The sequence below is a fragment of the Stenotrophomonas sp. KH_052 genome (genome assembly GCF_057838755.1).
Window position 1 is genome coordinate 81,691 of record NZ_CM174475.1, and the last position, 14,097, is coordinate 95,787.

Annotated in this window: 11 protein-coding genes; 4 read left to right on the forward strand and 7 right to left on the reverse strand. The window is 69.4% G+C overall.

Features of this window, described 5'->3' with window-relative positions; all coding sequences use genetic code 11:
• Positions 1 to 197 precede the first annotated feature (197 nt).
• Positions 198 to 584, forward strand: a complete 387-nt coding sequence (locus AC3ITW_RS00350) for a BlaI/MecI/CopY family transcriptional regulator (protein WP_004133922.1) — start codon at positions 198 to 200, stop codon at positions 582 to 584.
• Positions 585 to 587: 3 nt separating this feature from the next.
• A complete protein-coding gene (locus AC3ITW_RS00355; RefSeq protein WP_489389949.1) occupies positions 588 to 2,582 on the forward strand; it encodes a M56 family metallopeptidase in 1,995 nt (664 codons plus the stop codon).
• 93 nt (positions 2,583 to 2,675) lie between these two features.
• On the opposite strand, the gene AC3ITW_RS00360 is transcribed toward AC3ITW_RS00355, so the two are convergent.
• From AC3ITW_RS00360 to AC3ITW_RS00370, 3 genes are all read right to left on the reverse strand, one after another.
• Positions 2,676 to 2,990, reverse strand: a complete 315-nt coding sequence (locus AC3ITW_RS00360; RefSeq protein ID WP_032968013.1) for an I78 family peptidase inhibitor — start codon at positions 2,988 to 2,990, stop codon at positions 2,676 to 2,678.
• A gap of 66 nt (positions 2,991 to 3,056) precedes the next feature.
• The gene (locus AC3ITW_RS00365; protein WP_154354571.1) at positions 3,057 to 4,073 is read right to left on the reverse strand and encodes a ribonuclease H-like domain-containing protein; all 1,017 of its coding nucleotides are present in this window, start codon (positions 4,071 to 4,073) and stop codon (positions 3,057 to 3,059) included.
• Positions 4,070 to 6,559: a DEAD/DEAH box helicase gene (locus AC3ITW_RS00370; protein ID WP_153674893.1), complete on the reverse strand. Its 2,490-nt coding sequence runs from the start codon at positions 6,557 to 6,559 to the stop codon at positions 4,070 to 4,072. The genes AC3ITW_RS00365 and AC3ITW_RS00370 overlap by 4 nt, the downstream gene beginning before the upstream one ends.
• Before the next feature lie 212 nt (positions 6,560 to 6,771).
• On the opposite strand from AC3ITW_RS00370, the gene AC3ITW_RS00375 reads away from it, so the two are divergent.
• Together AC3ITW_RS00375 and AC3ITW_RS00380 are read left to right on the forward strand one after the other, a co-directional pair.
• The gene (locus tag AC3ITW_RS00375) at positions 6,772 to 7,290 is read left to right on the forward strand and encodes a hypothetical protein (RefSeq protein WP_065724044.1); all 519 of its coding nucleotides are present in this window, start codon (positions 6,772 to 6,774) and stop codon (positions 7,288 to 7,290) included.
• A 40-nt stretch (positions 7,291 to 7,330) separates the two neighbouring features.
• Complete coding sequence (locus AC3ITW_RS00380; protein WP_153674894.1) at positions 7,331 to 8,005, forward strand: hypothetical protein; 675 nt, start codon at positions 7,331 to 7,333, stop codon at positions 8,003 to 8,005.
• A 99-nt stretch (positions 8,006 to 8,104) separates the two neighbouring features.
• Here AC3ITW_RS00380 and AC3ITW_RS00385 read toward each other — a convergent pair whose 3' ends face one another.
• The 4 genes from AC3ITW_RS00385 to AC3ITW_RS00400 are packed head-to-tail and all read right to left on the reverse strand — an operon-like array spanning position 8,105 to position 14,095.
• Complete coding sequence (locus AC3ITW_RS00385) at positions 8,105 to 9,913, reverse strand: hypothetical protein (RefSeq protein ID WP_153674895.1); 1,809 nt, start codon at positions 9,911 to 9,913, stop codon at positions 8,105 to 8,107.
• Positions 9,910 to 12,084 (reverse strand): hypothetical protein, encoded by a 2,175-nt coding sequence (locus tag AC3ITW_RS00390; RefSeq protein ID WP_489389950.1) that lies wholly within the window; start codon positions 12,082 to 12,084, stop codon positions 9,910 to 9,912. The genes AC3ITW_RS00385 and AC3ITW_RS00390 overlap by 4 nt, the downstream gene beginning before the upstream one ends.
• Positions 12,081 to 13,202, reverse strand: a complete 1,122-nt coding sequence (locus AC3ITW_RS00395; protein WP_153674897.1) for a BatA domain-containing protein — start codon at positions 13,200 to 13,202, stop codon at positions 12,081 to 12,083. Before AC3ITW_RS00395 ends, AC3ITW_RS00390 begins: the two co-directional genes overlap by 4 nt.
• The gene (locus tag AC3ITW_RS00400) at positions 13,199 to 14,095 is read right to left on the reverse strand and encodes a DUF58 domain-containing protein (RefSeq protein ID WP_153674898.1); all 897 of its coding nucleotides are present in this window, start codon (positions 14,093 to 14,095) and stop codon (positions 13,199 to 13,201) included. Before AC3ITW_RS00400 ends, AC3ITW_RS00395 begins: the two co-directional genes overlap by 4 nt.
• Between the last annotated feature and the right edge of the window lie 2 nt (positions 14,096 to 14,097).

Here is a 14,097-nt window from a genome sequence, read left to right on the forward strand (position 1 = left end):
GCGAAGCATTTCGACCCGCAATTCGGGGCTTGTCTATTGCGATACAGCCGCACTCAGTCGCTGCCGTGAAGACCCTTCACGTGCATCTGCCAGTGGTAGACACCGCCCACCGTTCGTCGGCCCATGACTTCCGGGGGGTTGACTACAGTTGTCGTCGCGCAGAAAGTGGCGACACGTGTAGTCAAGGGAGTGGTGTCATGCGTGGCAAGACGATCGGGGACCAGGAACTGGCCCTGCTGCAGTACATCGATGAACATGCGCCGGCCAGCGTCGGCGAGGTCGCCAGTGGCTACGGCGAGGCCCGTGGCCTGGCCCGGTCCACCGTGCTGACGATGATGGAGCGGCTGCGGGCGAAGGGGTATCTTCGTCGCCAGCAGCAGGACGGCGTCTACCGCTACCAGGCCACGCGTGGCCCGGAAAGCGTGCTGCAGGGTGCAGTGGCCCAGTTTGTCGACAACACCCTGCAGGGCTCGGTGTCGCCGTTCGTGGCCTACCTGTCGCAGCGCCAGCAGGTCAGCGACAACGAGCTGGCCGAGCTGGAAGCGCTGGTCGCCGAACTCCAATCGCGCCGCCACGAGGGCTGAGCCATGGACACCACGATGCTGATTCCGATGCTGGAACGGTTGGGCTGGACCAGCCTGCAGACCGTGCTGCTGGTGGCGCTGGTGTACGGCCTGTGCCGCGCGCTGCCGTCGCTGTCGGCGGCGACCCGCTGCCGCCTGTGGTGGCTGGTCTCGCTGCAGGCCGTGCTCGGCCTGTTCTGGAGCCAGCCGCTGCAGCTGGCCTGGTTGCCCGCACCGCAGGCGGTGGCGATGACCGCCACCGACGTTGCCGCAGATCTGGTCTACCCGCTGGCACCGGAAGCCTCGGCACAGCTGCTGGCGGCGATGCCGGTGCCTGCAGCGGACGTGCCGGCAGTGGCGTGGTGGGCCGTTGCATTGGCTGCGCTGTGGGCATCCGGCGTGCTGCTGATGGCGCTGCGTACCTTTGGTGAATGGCGCCGCTGCCGCGCGCTGCTGGCCGCCGCCTATCCCTGCGAGGACGAAGCGCTGGTGCAGGCCCTGCAACTGGCCTCCGATGCGCACGGCGTGCGTCCTGCGCCGCGGTTGTGGATGAGCACGCAGGTGGATGCACCGCAGCTGGTCGGGCCGTTCCGCCCGGTGCTGCTGCTGCCGGCCGGCGACAATGCCCTGCAGGGTGACGCGCTGGATCTGGCACTGACGCATGAACTGCAGCACCTGCAGCGGCGTGACCTGCAGTGGGGCCTGCTGCCCGCACTGGCCCAGCACCTGTTCTTCTTCCACCCGCTGTTGCGCCTGTCGGTGCGCGAATACGCACAGGCCCGCGAAGAAGCGGTGGATGCGGCCGTGGTTGGCCAGCACGGCGCCAGCCGCCAGGCCTACGGTCGCCTGCTGTTGCAGCTTGGCGTGGCACCGCAGCCACACCTGGGCGTGGCCAGCGCCGCGCCGAACACCACCAGCCTCAAGCGTCGCCTGCTCTCGCTGCAGCCGCGCCGGGCCTGCCCGCGCATCCTGGCGATGGCGTTGACCGCTGTCGTCGTTGTGGTGGGCGTGGCACCGATGCGGCTGGTGGCGGCGCCAGTGCCGCCGGCCCCGCCCGCGCCTCCTACGGCGCCGAAGGCCGTGGTGCCGCCGCCGCCGAAGGCTCCGAACGCGCCGCCCGCACCTCCGTCGTCCGCGCGCGTTCCGGCCGTGCCGGTGGCGCCCGCGCCGCCTGCCGAGCCGGCCGATGTCGAGGCGCTGTCAGGCCCGGACGATGCCGATGTGGCGGTCGACGTGGATGTCGATGTGGATACCGACATGCACAGTGAGCATTCGACTTCCCACACCACCTCCATCACCACCTACGGGCGCCTGGATCTCGGCAAGTCGCCGTTGCAGGCCTACGTGCTGGTCGATGGTGATTCGACCTTCGCCAATGGCGGCATCGACGATGTAACGGTGGCCCGCAGGCAGCTCGGCAAGGGGCCGGCGCTGTGGTTCCGCCAGGGCGACAAGCGCTATGTGGTGCGCGACCCGATGCTGATCCAGACCCTGCAGCGCGCCTACAGCGGCGCCGCAGACCTGGGTCGCCAGCAGAGCGAACTGGGCCGCCAGCAGAGTGCGCTGGGTCGCGAGCAGGGCGAACTCGGCAGGCAGATGGGTGAGATGGGCCGCCTGCAGGGTGAGGAGTCACGCCGCCTTGCGCTGGCCGCCGCTGAGGTAGCGCGCAGCGCGATGGCTGCCCACGACATCAACCGTGAGGCCGCCGCAGAAGCCGCGAAGGCGGCGCGTGGTGCGACCAGCGATATGGCCGTTGCACGTGAGGCTGCACGCGAGGCCGCCGTTGAGGCACGTCGTGCAATGCAGGAAGCCCGCAGCGAGGCCGCGCAATCCGGCCGCACCCGTGACATGCAGCGCCTGGCCAGCCAGCAGTCTGAACTGGCCAGCCGACAGGCGGCACTGGGCAGCCAACAGGCCGCGTTGGGCGAGCGTCAGGCGCGCGTACATGCGCAGGCATCGCAGCAGGCGCAGCAGGTGATCGCGCGCGTACTGGCCAGCGGCAAAGCCGAGCGCCTCTGAAACGGCGGTAGCGCCGGGCCATGCCCGGCGAGCGCAGCGGCACGCCTGGAGAGGGAAGGCGCCGGGCATGGCCCGGCGCTACCCACCGGGCGATCAACCGCAGCTGGCGCGTTCGATCCGGTTCTGCGCATCCACCTGCACGGTCACGCGGTCCTGGCGGAAGTCCATGGTCACCGCCATGCCGGGTTTGACTACCCGTGCACCGCGCGCGCCGCTGTCAGCCACCAGTTTCTTGATCGTGGCTTCGTCGGCGGTCTTGCCGGTGAAGGCATCCAGCGCCTCCGGCCTGCATTCGTGCGCGGCATCGGCCACGGGCGCTGGCGCGGGATCGTGGGTGGTGGTGCTGCCGGCGTGACTGCAGGCGGCCAACGGCAGGATGGCGAGCAGGACCAGGGGATTGAGGCGCATCGTCGGGCTCCAGGCATGGATGGTGGCGGCAGTGTCACCGCTGCCACCGTCAGGCTGCGTCAACGCCTACTGCCCGACCAGCGCCAGGGTTTCGCGCTCACGTTGTTCTTCCCGTACCAGCCGCTGCAGCAGCAGGGCCAGGGTCACCACGTCCTGGTGGTTGTGGTCGGCCACCCGGCGCAGGTTCACCGCGTCGCCGCCGCGCAGGAAGCGCAGCCATGCGCCCGGCGCTTCAGAACCGGGCAGGTCGTCCTCGCGCACCACGCGCAGCAGCTGGCGTTCGATGGTGGACAGCTTGCAGTTCTCCCACGTGCCGCGATAGCGGCGGCGGGTGGGATAGAGCAGGTCGACGTGATCCAGCGCGCTGATCGGGCAGCGCTGGCGGGCCAGCCGGTAGCGCGCCTTCAGCAGCGGCGCATCGTAGCTGCGGCCGTTGTAGCTGCAGAACACGGTGGACGGCTGCAGCCAGCGGGCGAAGGTGGCCAGCATCGCATCCTCGGCGGCCATCGTCGCCATCAGCAGCTGGCGGATGCGCAGGCCTTCGCCGCGTTGCGGGCACACATGCCAGTCGGCGGCACCGATCATGAAGGCACGCGTGCCGGTGCCGCCGGCCAGGCCGGTGGTCTCGGTATCGAAGAACAGCAGATCGCGTGGGGCCACGTGTTCGCCTTCGCGACGGGCGAAATCCAGTGACAGCGGCTGCGACGGAATGGGCTGCGGCTGCAGCGATTCGATCAGGAACAGGCCCGGTGCGATTTCCTCACCGGGCAGCTGGCGATCCTGCGCACTGGCGCGTGCCGGTGCGGCTCCACCACGTGAGCGCAGGCCGAGCAGGCGGTGCAGGCTGCCCACTTCCGGCCGACGCAGCGGTGTGGCGGCCGTCACGGGCGCGGCAGCGCCGGTCGGCTTGTGGCGGATCTCCTGCTCGACCCAGGCGAACACCGAACGCTCGGCCGGCGGCTGCTGTGCATCGTTGGCGGCTACCGGGACCGTCGCTGGCGGCTCGGGCGCCACCGGCGTGACTGCTTTCGGGTCACCGGCCTGCTTCCGCAGCAGGCGCAGCTTGTCCAGGCTCAGGCTCACGGGGCCAGCAGCTCCATCGGATCGCGCGTGGTCATCACCACGTCGGGCACGTGCTGGCAGGCCTCGCCATCGAACAGGTCCAGCACACGCAGCGCCAGCGCGCGCGGCGAGGTGTCATCCTCTTCCTGCGCGGCCAGTACCGGGCCCACGCAGGCCGGGCAGCCGGCCTTGCAGTCGCAGCGCTGCACCAGTTCGCGCGCGCGCTGCACCAGCTCGGCCTGGCGCTGCCACAGCGGTTCGCTGAGACCGACGCCGCCGGGAAAGTTGTCGTATAGGTATACGGTGGGCACGAACTCCTGCAGCAGTTCCACCACACCAGGATCACCTTCGCTGCCGCGCAGTTGACCACGGCCGCTCTGGTCGGCGATCGCGAACCAGGAACCATCGCCGTTGCCGACCGACTTCTGCAGGTCGCGCGCATCGGCCATCACCGCCACGGTGGCGACGATGTGCAGCGCATACGCGGCGCCGAGGAAGCCATCCAGCGCATCCTGCTTGCTGGCGAACGCGCGCAGCAGCAGCGCCTGCGGCAGCTGCCACCACACCGCAGTGGTGTGCAGTTCCTGGTCGGGCAGGTTCACCGGGCCGTAGCCGATGTTCTCGTGGGTGTAGTAGCGGATCTTCTTGTAGCCGGCCACGCGGCGCACCACGTGCACTTCGCCATGATGCGAATCGCCACGCCCGGCCACGCCGCCGTCGAAGCGGTCCAGCACCTTGAGCTTGGTGAAGTCGATGCTGTCGGTGTAGTAATCCACATGCGTGCGGGTGACGTAGGCCTTGCGGCCGTCCCAGTCGAGCGTCTCCACCTGGTAGGGCGTGGACTGCACCATGTGGATGGCGCCTTCGTACAGGGTGAGTGCGGCAGCGGAATAATCGACCTCGGCGATGATCTGCTGGCGGCCATCGCTGCGGTCGACCACCACGAAGTTGCCGTCGGCCACCGCGCGCAGGCTGACCGCGTTGGCCGGATAGCTGTCGGCGATCCACTCCCAGCGTTCGCCTTCGCGGTGAATCACCTCGGTTTCGGCCAGTGCTTCCAGGAACACTTCCGGGTCGATCGGGCCGAAGCCATCGCCGACCCGGAACGGCAGCTCGAACGCCGCGCAGCGGATGTGGTCGAACAGGATCAGCGGCTGGTCCGGCGCGATGCGCGCGTGCTCGGGCGAGGCCTCGGCGAAGAAGTCCGGATGCCGCACCACGTACTGGTCCAGCGGCTGCGAACTGGCCACCATCACCCCAAGCGCCGGTTGCTGGCGGCGGCCGGCACGGCCGAAGCGCTGCCAGGTGGCGGCCACGCTGCCGGGGTAGCCGTTGAGGATGACCACGTCCAGGCTGCCGATATCCACGCCCAGCTCCAGTGCCGAGGTGCTGACGATGCCGTCGATGTTGCCCGCGCGCATCGCACGCTCGGTCTCGCGGCGTTCGGTGGGCAGGTAGCCGCCACGGTAGGCGCGGATGCGCGGCGGCTTGCGCGGGTCGTGGTCGAAGATGTCCTTCAGGTACTTGGTCAGCACCTCGACCATCAAGCGGGTCTGCGCGAACACCAGGGTCTTCAGCCCGGACTTGATCGCGATGCGCGCGATGCGGTTGCTCTGCGAGCGTGCCGAGGCGCGCAGGCCCAGGTCCGGATTGATCACCGGCGGGTTCCACAGCAGCACCTGCTTGGGCCCGCTGGGCGCGCCGGATTCGGTGATGGCGGTGACCGGTGCCTCGATCAGCGCCTCGGCATGCGCCTGCGGGTTGCCGATGGTGGCCGAGCACAGGATGAACTGCGGTTGCACGCCGTAGAACGCGCAGATGCGCTTGAGCCGGCGCAGTACGTTGGTGACGTGGCTGCCGAACACGCCGCGGTAGGTGTGTACCTCGTCGATGACGATGTAGCGCAGGTTCTCGAAGAACTGCGCCCACTTGGTGTGATGCGGCAGGATCGCCTGGTGCAGCATGTCCGGGTTGGACACCACGATGTCGCCATGCAGGCGGATGGCCTGCCGCGCATCGCCGGGGGTGTCGCCGTCAAAGGTGAAGGCCTTTACGCCCAGATCGCCGGCACGGTTGAGTTCCAGCAGCTCGGCCACCTGGTCCTGAGCCAGCGCCTTGGTCGGAAACAGGTACAGCGCCTTGGCCTTGTCCTGCATTGCCGCGCTGACCACCGGCAGGGTGTAGCACAGCGACTTGCCGCTGGCAGTGGGGGTGACGATGGCCACATGCTCGCTGCGCTGGCTGGCCTCCCAGGCTTCGGACTGGTGGCTGTAGAGCTGTTCGATGCCTCGCGCTTTAAGGGCGGCGGCCAGGGCCGGCGGTACCGAATCGGGAATGGGCGCATAGCGGCCTTCGCGGCCGGGAATGGCGAAGCTGCCGGTGATGCGGTCCTGGTAGCGGCGCTGCAGGCGCGCACTGAGCAGGGCGCCGTCGCGGGCCGGCAGGCCATCACGGGTGGCGAGCTTCTGCTCGGCATCGGCGGTGCGCTTGGCGAGTTCGTAAGCCATGGAAGATGGAGCCGGGACGTTTTTCGAGGGGTCACATGGCACCACATTCACGTCTCAGGATGTGAGACATCGCACGCGAAGGGCGTGAACCGTTCAGTGCTCGCGTCCCGTGGTGTCGCCGCATCTCCCCTGGCTGAACAGCTGCCAGTGCAGCAACGAAATCTGAAGCCCGTATCCGTATCCTTGGGTGCTGGACGCAACCAACAGGGTGGATGGCTGTGGCACGACGTGGAACGCAGGGAGCACTCCTGGCCAGCATGCTGCTGGCCGGTATCGCGCAGGCGCAGCAGGCCACGCCGGTAGCGGTGCCCAACCCAGCGCCCGAACCTCCTGCAGATGCGCTGGCGGCAACCACCGCGCCGATCTCCACCACCCTGCCGCAGGACAACGTCACCACCCTTGGCGAAGTGCGTGCGCTCAAGCCCGAAGACGAGCCGCTGGATCTGTACCGTTTCAAGAATCCGGTGAAGTTCGGCGACAACCGCTTCAGTCGCGACTGGAGCGAGCCGCCGTCGCCGGAGCAGGTCAGCATGGGCGGTGGCTACATCATGATGGGCGTGGTCAAGGGCGTGCTGGCGGCTGGCAGGGGCTTGAACAAGCTCACCGGAGGGCCGGACCAGATCCAGGCCGCGACCGCACGGCCACCGCCGGAACTCAGTGCCGAACAGCGGCAGCGTGCGCTGCGGTTCTCCCAGGAGCACGATGCCGGTGATGCATCGCCGGTGAAGTAGGCCGGTATATCCTGCCGGCTCCCCCACCAGTAGTGCTGCCATGTTCCTGCGTTCGATCTGCCTGATGGCGGCATTGCTGCCGGCGTCCGCCTTCGCGGATGGCATCGCCGGTGATGGCGCCTGCCGCAATGGCGCGTTTCCCTCTGAACAGAGCCGGTTCGCCCTGGCGCGGGTGGTCGATGCGCCCCGTCTGTACCTGCTTGGCGACATGGACGGCTGCCCGGCGAAGGGCGAACCGGCCTGCCGACAGCGCAGCTATGTGGTCAATGGCGATACCGTGGTGACCGGGCGTGATCTTGGCCGCTACCGCTGCGCGTTCTTCCCGAACAAGGTGGGTGGCAGTGCTGGCTGGGTGGACCGCAGCAAGCTGCAGGCGTTGCCGGTGGTCGTGCCGTCGCTGCAGGATTGGGCGGGCAACTGGAAGGACGGCGACAACGGCCTGCGCATCACCGTGCAGGGCGGGCAACTGCATGTGGAGGGTGATGCCTACTGGCCCTCCGCCAACCCCACGCCGGAGCAGCGTCCCTACGGGCCGAACATGGGCCAGATGGAAGCGCGCGCGGCGCCGCATGGTGCCGATGTCGAGTTTGTAGAGGACACCTGCAAGGTGCGCGTGCATTCGCTGAGGGAGGTGCTGATCGTGGCCGACAACAGCGAATGCGGTGGCATGAACGTGCGCTTCAATGGCGTGTACCGGCGCGCGGGCACGCGTTGACCTCGCGGAAAGGCGCCAACCAAGGTTGGCATCTACCAGGGCAACCGGCCAGTAGATCCACGCCATGCGTGGATGCTGTACGCGATCCAATCGATGGGCTCAGCGCCGCCGTTCCAGCCACCACAGCAGCGATGCGCACAACACGAACGCCAGCCACCACGGCCAGCGTGGGCCTGCCACGGGTTGCATCACTGACGCGTTTGCCGGCGTGCTGGCCGCCAGTGCACGCGTGGTCGCATCGATCATCGCCTGCCGATGCAGCGTCGGTGCATCCTTCGGATCGAACACATAGCGCCAGACGGTGCTGTCGCCATGCTGCAGGCGCTGCCAGCCTGCCTCACGGGGCCACCAGCCGACGCAGCGCAGCGCCGACGTCGCGCCATCGACGATCAGGGGTACATCGTCGCCACGCTTGTTGAAGACCTGCAGCGGCGCCTGCACGCCGCACAGCGCCTGTCGTTCGCCTGCCCAGCCGATCGGTTGCGGTGACCACAGCGCATCAGCGCTGCCCTGTGCACGTGCCAGCGTGGCCACCACGCCGCTCCACAGTTCGCCGTGGCGGTCGTCGCGCCCGGCCAGTACCCAGCGCCAGCTGTCGGTGATTGGCAGCAGGCCGATGCGGCCCTTGCCGGCAGCGCGCCAGCCACCGACAGCCTTGCCCGTGCCATCCTGCAGCAGGGCGGTGCTGCCCGGTGCCTGCAGCGCGAGTGCTTCCAGCACAGGCAGGGGAGCATTGTGCGAGCTGCGGTCAGCCTCTTCGCCGTAGCCGGTCGGCAGCGTACCCGCGGCGAGCGGGCCACGCCGTGCGGCGAGGACCGCGCTGTCGCCGTCGCCGGGAAGTTCGAGGGCGTGGTTGCTGCCATCGCCTTGCACCGGCAGGCCCAGATCGCGGAGGCGCTGGCGCGCGCTGGCCGAAGGTGCGCCCGCACTGCGTACCAGCACGCCCAGTCCCTCGCGCAACGCCTGCCGCACGGCAGCCAGCTGGCCGGCACTCAATGCGGCCAGGCTGCGCTCGTCCAGCAACAGCAGATCGCTGCGCGCGAGTGACGCCGCATCCAGCGCGACCGCGCCATCTCCCACGCTGACACCCGCCCCGGTATCGGCCTGCACCTGCACGCGGATGCCGGCATCGGCCGCCCAACGCCGCAGGTACTTCAGCTCTGGACCCGGCGCACTGGCGCGCACCAGCAGGCGCAGCGGTGCGGCCGGCAGGGTCTGCTGCGGTACCGGTACGCTGTCCACCACATGGCCGTCGGCATCGAGCAGGCGCAGCTGGAACACGCTGCGGCCCTCGGCGCGGGCGATGCCGCTGAGCTTCACGCGCCCGTCCTCGGCAACGTCCGTGCGATCAACCACGCTGTCGGCGGGGTCAAGCAGCTCTGCTTTCGCTTTGGCCGCGCCACGCGCCTGTGCCTGGACGTCAAAACGAGCACCGGGAGCGACATCGGCCGGTGGTTGCAGTGCGATCCAGCCGCGCGGCTCCGGTGCGGCCTGCCAACGTACATCCGGTGGCAGCAGCGCGTCACGGTCACGTGCGGCCAGGCCCGCACCGACCAGTGTCAGTGTGGACGCCGGATGCTGGCGCAGCGCGGTGGCCAGGTCGGGAACGCGCTGTGCGCCGGGAATATCGGCAGCTTCCGGCAACAGCAACAGCGGGCCTTCGCTGGCCGGGAGCGCGCTGGCCTTGTCGGCATCGGTTCCGAGCACCACCAGCCCGCCTGCGGGTTGCTGGCGGGTGGGCGGCACCAGGCAGAAATACAGCAGCGCGGCGACGATGATCTGCAGTGCGATCACGATCCACCGGCGGCCGGGGTGCGCGGTGTTTCCACGCAGCTGGCGCACGCTGGCGATGACCACGATCAGGGCGAGTGCCAGTGCAATCCACAGGTTCACAGCGGAGGCGTTCATGGCTGCGCCTCCAGCGCATCAAGGTACCGCTGGCCCATCGCATCGGCGGCACTGCGCCGCATCGCCTGCGGCAGCGGACGCTGCAGCGCCCGCCACAACTGTGCACGCAGGCGCTGGCGACAGTCGTGGCAACCGGGCTCGATGCGCAGCTGCTCGATGGCCGCAGCCAGATCGAGTGCATCGGGCAGGTAGGCCGCGTTGCGCTGCTGCCAGGTCGCGAGCGCATCCAGATCCGGCGCGCCGGTGTCGTCGCCGAGACGCTGCCAGGCTTCTACGATGGCCGGATCGGGCGGGGTGCGGGCGGCCAGCGGCAGTTCACGACTGGCCAGCCCGGCACGGTCACCGCCGAGGCGGCGGCCTTCATCGATCGGTGGCAGCTCCGGTCCGACACGGGCCAGATAGATGCGCTCGGCCTGCTGCACCTGCTTGATGAAGCCCAATGCCTTGTAGGCGAAGGGCAATGCCTGCTCCGGTCGGCCCTGGCGCAGCTCGCCTTCGGCCGACCACATCTGGTCCAGCGCGGCCTTCAGCGTGGCGCGGGTCTGTGGGTCGAGCAGGGTCGCAGCTTCGGCGTGGTCATGGGTGTGGCCGTATTCGGAGAGCACATCGGTGGCGCTGCCGAACACCGGCGGCGTATCGGCGTTGGCTGGCTTGCCGCCGTGATCGTGGCCATGCGCGTCGTGCGCGCCAGCCTCGGCGTCATGGTCGTGATCGTGATCGTCGTCGTGATCGTGGTCGTCTGCGGCGGGCGTATCGCTGGTGGGCAGGTCGCTGGTCGGCGGTGGCTTCGGCGCACCTTCGCTTTCCTCACCCAGGAACTGGCCGTAGCGCAGGCGCAGGATGCGCTGGTCGACACCGATCGCATCGCTGCGCTTCACGAAGTCCTCGGCGGCAAGAGTGCGGCGCTGTCGGATCAGCGCTTCGGCATCGATGATGATCTGCCGCTGGCTGCGGAAGTAGGCAGGCAGGGTCTTCTTGATGCGGCCTTCCAGCTCTGCACCGAGTGCGACTTCGGCGCTGGGCAGGCGCAGGATCACGCTGCTGCTGCGTCCGGTCTGCGGCGTGGGCGCATGGTTGTCGCGCACTTCCAGCTGGGCGATGACATCGTTGTCGGGCTGTGCGCCCAGCGCAGCAAGATCAAGGATATGGGCGAAACGCCGCGCGGTGGCTTCGCCGCTGCCGGCAAGCGTGACGCTGCGCTTCACGAAGGTGATGTTCTCGCCGCTGCCCTGGGTGGTGGTGATCGACAGCGTTGCCTGCGCCGCGACACCGTAATCGTCGCTGGCCTCGAAGCGCAGCGCCCACTGGCGTTGCCCCGGCGTGCCCAGCACCAGGCTGGCGGCCGGCTCCAGCACGCGCACGCTGGGCGCGCGGTCGGCCACAACATCCAGCCGGTACAGGCGGGTTTCGGCCAGCGCCGGTTCGCTCACCACGCGGTACAGCACCGGCGTGCGCGCCACATCCTGTGCCTGCCACTGCCCATCGCGCTCGCTCAGCGGCAGCCGTCGACCATCGTGGAACTGCAGCCATGCCTTGGCCGGTGCGTGGTCGAAGCGCAACGACCACGACAGCTGGCTGTCGGCGGCGACCTTTGCATCCAGCGTGCTCTGCGTCAGCGTGGCTTGCCCGGTGTAAGCCGGTGCGTCGATGCGCAGGCGACTGGACTGCAGTTGCAGCGGGCCTGCGGACGCCGTGCTGCCTGGCGCCGACGTGCGAGCAGGCGCGGAACCGGGATTCGAACGCGGCCAGCCGAGTGCCAGCGCAACGATGGCCAGGCCTGCGATCCAGCACAGCGCCAATGCCCCACGCGGCCAGCGCGGACGCAGTTCCGGCATCGCGCGTTCCAGCGTGGCCAGCACGCGCGCGCGCTGGCGCTGCTGCAGCGGATTGAGGGTGAGCGTATCGGCGAACAGCAGATCGGCACTGTCCTCGCTGGCACCACTGCCATCGAGTTGGCGCTGCAGCCACTGCGGGTCCAGCTGGCGGGAACGTGCCGTGGCGAGCGCTGCGCAGGCGAGCAGGCTGACCGTGGCGACCACGCAGGCGATATCGAAACCGGACAGCCGCAGTGCGAGCGCCGTCGCAGCCAGCGCCCACGGCAGGCCCAGCAGCAGGGTGATGGCGGCGCGGCGACGACGCGCACGTTGCCAGGCATGCTGCAGCGTCTTCATGCGATCGCCCTGCGCCGCGCGCTGCTGGCCATCCAGCGTTCCAGTGCGAACAGCAGCACGATTGCCAGCAGAAGCCACGCCGTGGGCTCACGCACCGGCGACGCTGCGGCGGGCAGTGCAATCTGGCGCGGCGCCTGGTCCTGTGCATCGCCCACGCGTGGCGACGGCGGCGGCTGCAGGGCCAGCAGCAGGGAACGCGGCAGCTGTGGATCGCGCAGCGCGGTGTTGCTGGCGGCATCCCAATCACCCGGTAGTGACAGCAGGCGGCCAAGGCCGACACGTTGCTGCCACAACAGCGGCACGCCTTCGGCGCTGCGCAGCAGGACCTGGGCTTCCGTGGCGGGCTTGGCGGCGATCAGCACACGACCGCCGTCGCGCAGCCACGCCTGCCAGTTCGCCGGCAGTGCATCGTTGCGGCTCCATACGCCGATCTCGCCGCGTTCGGGCAGGGTATCCGCCACCAGAGGAGCGAGCGGCGCCTGCACACCCCACGCGCGCTGCAGTGCATTCAACCAGTGCTGGGCAGCGGCCGAAGCATCGCTGTGCACGCGCAGGCGCGGCGACGTTGCGGCACGCGGTTGCGCAGTGACCGGCATCGGCTGCGGGCGCCACTGCACCTCGCGCGACAGCTGCAGGCGTGCGCCGTCCAGGCCGGGCAGGGGATCGGGAACGTGCACGGTCAATGCGGTGCCAACGGGCAGCTGCGCGTCCAGTTCGCGCAGCAGGCTGGGCAGGGATGCACTGGCTGCAGGTGGCGCCTGATCAATGGCCGGGAAGCCGGGCGCCAGCCAGTGCCAGTTGCGATCCGCAGCGGTACCGCGCAGTGCGGCGGCATCCAGTCCCGGGGCCACCACCGTCCATGCACTGGAGGCCGGCACGGGCCCGGTCAACGCAGGCCGTGCCAGCAGCAAAGCCAGCGCGGCAAGCAACAGCAGGCGCACCAGCAGCAATGGCCAGTCATCGAAGCGGATGCGCTGGCGTGGCCGGATCTGTGCGCGCAGCCAGCGCAGCGCGGCGAAATCCAGCGGTGTGTACGGATGGCGGCGGGCGAGGTGGATCAACAACGGCAACAGCCCTGCGGCGAGCGCGGCCAGGCCCAACGGGAACAGCAGGATCATGCACCGCCCCCACGCCCGAACAGCGCCTGCAGTGGTTGATCCAGCGGCTGGTCGAGCCAGCCGGTGGCACTGGCGATGCCACTGGCCTGCAGGCGCGACTGCAATGCGTTGCGTGCGCCAGCGAAGCGCTGCAGGTAGTCGCTGCGGATCGCCGCGCCATCGCCCAGCAGTTCCTCGCCGGTCTCCGGATCGCGGAAGCGATGGCCGGCGTCGAACGGGAAGTCGCGTTCGTCGGCAGTCAGGATCTGCAGCAGGGCCACTTCGCGGCGCGCGCTGGCCAGTTGTTCCAGCAGCACGATGCCGGCCTCGTCGAAGCCATCACCGATCGCCAGCAGCAGGTCGCCCGGACGCACGCGCTCCCACAGCGGGCGCAGGCGATCGGCCGCAGGCCAGCCGCCGCGTGCCTGCAGGGCATGCAGTTGCAGATGCACGCGGTCACGCTGGCGTGCGCCGTTCGCTGCGGGTACCAGCTGCAGGCCATCGCCATTGATCGCCAGCAGGCCGAAACGGTCGCCCTGCTGCAGGGCCAGCTCCACCACGCACGCGGCCACGCCGCGCATGTGGTCCAAGCGCGTGCGTTCCGGCGCCGCGCGGTCGGCCTGACCGGCCGAAGCGGTGGCATCGAGCAGCAGCCAGACCGTGATCGGGCTTTCGCGTTCGGATTCGCGCACGAAGAAGCGGTCCGAGCGCGCATACAGCTTCCAGTCGATCTGGCGCAGTTCGTCGCCCGGCTCGTAGGCCCGGTACTGGGCGAACTCCAGGCCGGCACCACGGCTGCGGCTGGCGTGCTGGCCAATGCCGCTCGCACCGCTGGCCAGGCGCGGCCGCAACCGCAGCAGGCGCAGGCGCGCGCGCAGTTCGGGTGGCAGGGTCAACGACGTACCAGCGTTCACGC

What these genes read in the sequence shown, in the direction of transcription:
- AC3ITW_RS00350 (WP_004133922.1), top strand. Translation starts at nt 198, where the DNA reads ATGCGTGGCAAGACGATCGGGGACCAGGAACTGGCCCTGCTGCAGTAC.
- AC3ITW_RS00355 (WP_489389949.1), top strand. Translation starts at nt 588, where the DNA reads ATGGACACCACGATGCTGATTCCGATGCTGGAACGGTTGGGCTGGACC.
- AC3ITW_RS00360 (WP_032968013.1), bottom strand. Translation starts at nt 2,990, where the DNA reads ATGCGCCTCAATCCCCTGGTCCTGCTCGCCATCCTGCCGTTGGCCGCC.
- AC3ITW_RS00370 (WP_153674893.1), bottom strand. Translation starts at nt 6,559, where the DNA reads ATGGCTTACGAACTCGCCAAGCGCACCGCCGATGCCGAGCAGAAGCTC.
- AC3ITW_RS00375 (WP_065724044.1), top strand. Translation starts at nt 6,772, where the DNA reads ATGGCTGTGGCACGACGTGGAACGCAGGGAGCACTCCTGGCCAGCATG.
- AC3ITW_RS00380 (WP_153674894.1), top strand. Translation starts at nt 7,331, where the DNA reads ATGTTCCTGCGTTCGATCTGCCTGATGGCGGCATTGCTGCCGGCGTCC.
- AC3ITW_RS00385 (WP_153674895.1), bottom strand. Translation starts at nt 9,913, where the DNA reads ATGAACGCCTCCGCTGTGAACCTGTGGATTGCACTGGCACTCGCCCTG.
- AC3ITW_RS00390 (WP_489389950.1), bottom strand. Translation starts at nt 12,084, where the DNA reads ATGAAGACGCTGCAGCATGCCTGGCAACGTGCGCGTCGTCGCCGCGCC.
- AC3ITW_RS00395 (WP_153674897.1), bottom strand. Translation starts at nt 13,202, where the DNA reads ATGATCCTGCTGTTCCCGTTGGGCCTGGCCGCGCTCGCCGCAGGGCTG.